General features: G+C 72.9%; 5 protein-coding genes and 1 pseudogene. 2 read left to right on the top strand and 4 right to left on the bottom strand.

Annotation, left to right across the window (positions count from 1 at the left end; translation table 11 throughout):
• Nucleotides 1-518: pseudogene (locus IE249_RS38160) on the top strand (hydroxymethylbilane synthase); the annotation flags it as partial.
• A 185-nt stretch (nt 519-703) separates the two neighbouring features.
• Here the strand turns inward: IE249_RS38160 and IE249_RS22700 are convergent.
• The 4 genes from IE249_RS22700 to IE249_RS22685 all read right to left on the bottom strand — a co-directional run bounded on the left by IE249_RS22700 (nt 704) and on the right by IE249_RS22685 (nt 3,660).
• Nucleotides 704-1,234, bottom strand: coding sequence for a hypothetical protein (locus tag IE249_RS22700; RefSeq protein WP_189707604.1), 531 nt, complete (start codon nt 1,232-1,234; stop codon nt 704-706).
• Between the two features lie 242 nt (nt 1,235-1,476).
• The gene (locus IE249_RS22695; protein ID WP_189707334.1) at nt 1,477-2,337 is read right to left on the bottom strand and encodes an ABC transporter permease; all 861 of its coding nucleotides are present in this window, start codon (nt 2,335-2,337) and stop codon (nt 1,477-1,479) included.
• Nucleotides 2,297-3,181, bottom strand: coding sequence for an ABC transporter ATP-binding protein (locus IE249_RS22690; protein WP_189707332.1), 885 nt, complete (start codon nt 3,179-3,181; stop codon nt 2,297-2,299). The genes IE249_RS22695 and IE249_RS22690 overlap by 41 nt, the downstream gene beginning before the upstream one ends.
• A complete protein-coding gene (locus IE249_RS22685; protein WP_189707330.1) occupies nt 3,178-3,660 on the bottom strand; it encodes a MarR family winged helix-turn-helix transcriptional regulator in 483 nt (160 codons plus the stop codon). Before IE249_RS22685 ends, IE249_RS22690 begins: the two co-directional genes overlap by 4 nt.
• Nucleotides 3,661-4,053: 393 nt before the next feature.
• Here IE249_RS22685 and IE249_RS38155 point away from each other — a divergent pair.
• A partial coding sequence (locus IE249_RS38155; protein ID WP_229859035.1) for a sigma-70 family RNA polymerase sigma factor occupies nt 4,054-4,564 on the top strand: 511 nt, incomplete at its 3' end.

The following is a 4,564-nucleotide window of genomic DNA, read 5'->3' as shown; positions in this document are numbered from 1 at the left end:
CGACCCACCCGCACCTGCGGTGCGTGCCCTTCCGCGGCAACGCCAACCGGAGGCTGGAGAAGCTCGCCGCCGGCGAGGCCGACGCGCTGCTGCTCGCGGTCTCCGGCCTGGAGCGCATCGGACGGCAGGACATGATCAGTGAGGTGCTGTCCCCGGAGACGATGATGCCGCCGATCGGCGCGGGCATCCTCGCCCTGCAGTGCCGCGAGGGCGACACCGAGCTGATCGAGGCCGTCTCCGCGCTCGGCGACCGCGACACCTACCGCGAGGCCACCGCGGAACGCATGTTCCTGCACGTGCTGCAGGGCCACTGCAACAGCCCGATCGCGGGATACGCGCGCGTGGACCGCGGCGGCGAACTCTCCCTGCGGGCCTGCGTCTTCACCCCCGACGGCAAGACCCGGCTGAACGCCCACGAGTGGGCCGGCCGTCTGGACGCGGCCACGCTCGGCACCTCGGTGGCCGTGTCCCTGCTGCGCCAGGGCGCCCGCGAAATCATCGACGGCATCCCACACTGAGGCGGCGCGCACGGCCGTCCGGCGGTTCTTCGTAGCGCGCCGGGCCGGTGGTGGGCTGTGCCGCGCCCGGCCGGCCCGCGGTGCGCCGTGGCGCGCCCGGTCTAGGGTGCGTCGTGGCGCGTCCGGTCAGGGGTGCGTCGTACCGCAGTCCGTCGCCGGGGGCGCTCCGCGGTGCGGGTGGTCAGTTAGTTTGTGGGGCCCTGTTCGGCCTGGTCTCGTAGGTAGTTGCTGATCTGGTGGGCCAGGCCGCCCGGGGCGCCCGGGCAGGGGGCGCCCGCCCCGACGGCGTCCTCGTGCGCGCCGATGCCGCCGGTCCACAGCCGGCGGTCGCACCACTCGTCGTCGACGCGCAGCTGCACCTGGACGTCGATCTGCGACAGGGCGGCCTCGGGTCCGGCGGCGTACAGCACGGCGGTGACCCGGCGCAGCGGGTGGACGTCGAAGCCCTCGACGAACTGCGAGTTGCGCCAGTCGACGAAGGCGCCCTCCCCGTCGGGGCCGATCCGCACGTCGATCTGGCCGTCCTCGAGATGGATGCCGAAGTGCCGGGTGCCGCGGTTCTCGACGGTGACCCGCAGCCGGAAGTACGTCAGCCCCTCGGCGGCGTCGTCGCGTCCGCGCGGCGGCTCGGCCTGCTCCAGACGATGGACGCGGACCCGCAGACCGGCATGCTCGTCGTACTCCTGCCAGTCCCCGACCACGTTGGGCTCGTACACGGTGCACCTCTCGACTTCCAAGAGCTGCTTCCTATCTGTGCGCCGAGCACACTGTCAAATGCGCGTAATGCGCCGTGGCCAGGGAATTCGCCCCCTTTGATCGGTGATCAAGCCGTGCGCTGGAGAAATCCCGCGACGGGCCGTCACGGCGATCGCCGCGGGCGTGCCGCACATCACGTCCGTGCGCGCCCGGCGGGCGGACCGGACGGCCGGTTTCGCCCCGGCGGCCCCGGCGGCCGCCGTCAGCGGGCCAGCCGGCCGAGCAGCCGGGAGGCGGCGGCGATCCCGAGGGCGCCGGCCACGACGAGGACGGCGAAGTCGGCGGCGAGGTGCGCGGGAGTGCCCAGGAGTAGTCCGCGCAGGGCGTCGACCTGGTAGCTGAGCGGGTTGGCCCGGCTGACGGCCTGCAGCCAGCCGGGCATGACGGCCACCGGGTACAGGGCGTTGGAGCCGAAGAACAGGGGCATGGTGATCGCCTGTCCGATGCCCATGAGGCGGTCGCGGCTGAGCACGATCCCGGCGATGGTCATCGAAAGGCAGGAGAAGAACGCCGAGCCGAGGATCACGGCCGCGGCCACGCCGAGCAGCCGCAGTGGGTTCCACGTCAGCGCGACGCCCAGCAGTGCGGCGATCACGATGACGACGAGCGCCTGGATCAGCGACTTCACCCCGGCCGCGAACGCCTTGCCGGTGACCAGGGCCGAGCGCGGGGTCGGCGTGACCAGCAGCTTGTTCAGTACGCCGGCGTCGCGCTCCCAGATGATCTGGATGCCGTAGAAGATGGCGATGAACATCGCGGACTGGGCGATGATGCCGGGCGCCATGAAGTCGATGTACGGGATGCCGCCGGTGGGGATCGCCCGGATGCGGGTGAAGGTCTGGCCGAAGATCAGCAGCCAGAGGGCGGGCTGGACGGCCCGGGTGTAGAGCTCGGTGCGGTCGTGGCGGAGCTTCTGCAGTTCCACCGCGCACATGGCGACGACCCGCGCGGGCAGCAGCCGCCATCCCGCGCGGGGCAACGGCGGGCGTACGAGGAGGCCGATGCCGCCGTCCGGGCCGGGGTCAGCCGACGCGGTGGGCGGTGCGGCGGGTGCTTCGGACATCGCGGAAGTCTCCTGAGGTGTCGTCGAGGCCGCTGCCCGCCACGTCGCGGAAGACGTCCTCCAGCGTGGGCGGCGCGTCCGTGGCCGCCCCGCCCTCCGCGCGGCGGCGCTCGCCGAGCCCGCGCCGCAGTTCGGCCGGGGTGCCGAGGGCGCGGATGCGGCCCCGGTGCATGAGTCCCACCCGGTCGCAGTACCGGTCGGCCTCGTCCATGTAGTGCGTGGTGACCAGCACGGTCATCCCGGTGGCGGCGCGGACCGCGTTGATGTGCTCCCACACCCCCGTACGGGCGATCGGGTCCAGACCGATGGTCGGCTCGTCGAGGATCAGCAGGCGGGGGGCGCTGACCAGCGCCTGGGCCAGCTCCAGGCGCCGCACCATGCCTCCCGAGTACGTGTTCGCCGGCCGGTCGGCGGCATCGGTGAGGCCTACGGCGGCCAGGGCCTGGGCCACGCGGGCGGCGCGTTCGCGGCGCGGCACGTCGAAGACGCGGGCGAACAGGGTCACGTTCTCGCGGCCGGTGAGCGCGGCGTCGGCGGACAGCTGCTGGGGGACGTAGCCCAGCAGGCGGCGCACCGCCATGCGGTCGCCGGCGGCGTCGTGGCCGAAGACGCGGACCATGCCGGCGGGGACCGGCAGGAGGGTGGTGATGCAGCGGATCGCGGTGGTCTTGCCGGCGCCGTTCGGTCCGAGCAGCCCGAACACCTCACCGGGCCGCACGGCCAGCTCCAGGCCGTCGACGGCCCGGGTCCCGCCGAAGGAGTACGCCAGGTCCGAGCAGGTGACGGCGTCGACGACGGGGCCGGGGGCCTCGCCGCCGGGGCTTCCGGTGCTGTTCCGGGTCATGGTCGGTCGGCCTCCTCGCGCAGGTTCTCGGCCAGGCGGCGCAGGGCGGGCAGCGCCGCGCGCAGCGCCTCGCGGTCCGCCTCGTCGAGCCGGTCCACCTGGTGGTGGACGAGGGCGGCGCGCCGCTCCCGCCAGTCCCGCAGACGGCTCTCGGCCGCGCCGGTCAGCAGCAGGCGGGCGGCCCGGCGGTCGGCGGGGTCGGTCTCGCGGACCAGCTGTCCGTCCCGGACCAGCCGGTTGACCAGCGTCGAGACGGAGTTGTCCGCCAGGTGCAGCTCCTTGGCCGCCTCCGAGACGCCGATGCCCGGACGGGCCTCGACCAGCCGCAGCAGCTCGACCTCGGCACCGCGCAGCCGCGCCACGGTGAGCCCGGCGCGCAGCCGACGCCGGATCAGCCGCTGGACGCCGACGAGCGCGTCGGCCAGCTCCTCGGGAAAGCCCTCCCGGTGACCGTCGTCCGTGCCCGTGCGTGTGTCCACGCGCCGAGATTACCTCTGTAGCAGAGGTAATGGCCCCAAGGGACGGTCAAGCCGCGGGGTCCGGACCGCATTCGGGCGCCGATCGGCCCCGAAAACAAGGGCATTCGGCGAGTCATTGAAATGCGCAGCATTACTGCGGTGGCAGCTCTTCGGAGTTCGGTCGACAATTGAGATTCGTGCGGACGCATACCGCCTCCGCATTGCTCACCGCGTTATCGGAATCTTTTGGAATCGCCGACTATCGCCGACTTCGGGAATCCGCTTTTCAGTGCTTCGGACCGGAGGCACGTCCTGGGGAGCCCGCGCGCCGGACCCGTCTTCCTCATCGCGGGCCGAGCCGCGCGCCTCCCGTGGTGTCCGTCCATCCAGCACCTGCTGAGGGAGGCGCAGCGCATGCGTACCACCGGCAGAACCAAGCCGCACCCCCACGACGACGCGCCCGACACCGCCGAGGCCTTCGAACGGCTCGCGGGCCTGCCCGACGGGCCCGAGCGCAAGGCGCTGCGCGACGAGCTGGTCCAGGTCTGGCTGCCCATGGCGGAGCGGATCGCGGTCCGGTTCCGCGGCCGCGGCGAGGCCCTGGAGGACCTGTACCAGGTGGCCGCGCTCGGTCTGGTCAAGGCCGTCGACCACTACGATCCGGCACGCGGCTACGCGTTCGAGGCGTACGCCGTGCCGACGGTCACCGGTGAGATCAAGCGGCACTTCCGCGACCACATGTGGACGCTGCACGTCCCGCGCCGGGTCCAGGACCTGCGCAACCGGGTGCGGCGCGCCGCGAAGGAGCTGGCGCAGACCACTCCCGGGCGGGCGCCGACCGTGGCGGAGATCGCGGAGTACGCCGACCTGAGCGTGAGCGACGTACGCACCGGCATGGAGGCCCTGGACTGCTTCGCGGCGCTGT

The organism is Streptomyces anandii JCM 4720, assembly GCF_014650655.1.
In the GTDB taxonomy this organism is placed as follows: Bacteria; Actinomycetota; Actinomycetes; order Streptomycetales; family Streptomycetaceae; genus Streptomyces; species Streptomyces anandii.
The sequence above is the reverse complement of the archived record's forward strand: the minus strand, read 5'-3'. Positions and strand labels throughout refer to the sequence as shown.

Excerpts from the sequence above, each read along its gene's own strand:
- IE249_RS22695 (WP_189707334.1), bottom strand. The coding sequence starts at position 2,337 with ATGTCCGAAGCACCCGCCGCACCGCCCACCGCGTCGGCTGACCCCGGC.
- IE249_RS22690 (WP_189707332.1), bottom strand. The coding sequence starts at position 3,181 with ATGACCCGGAACAGCACCGGAAGCCCCGGCGGCGAGGCCCCCGGCCCC.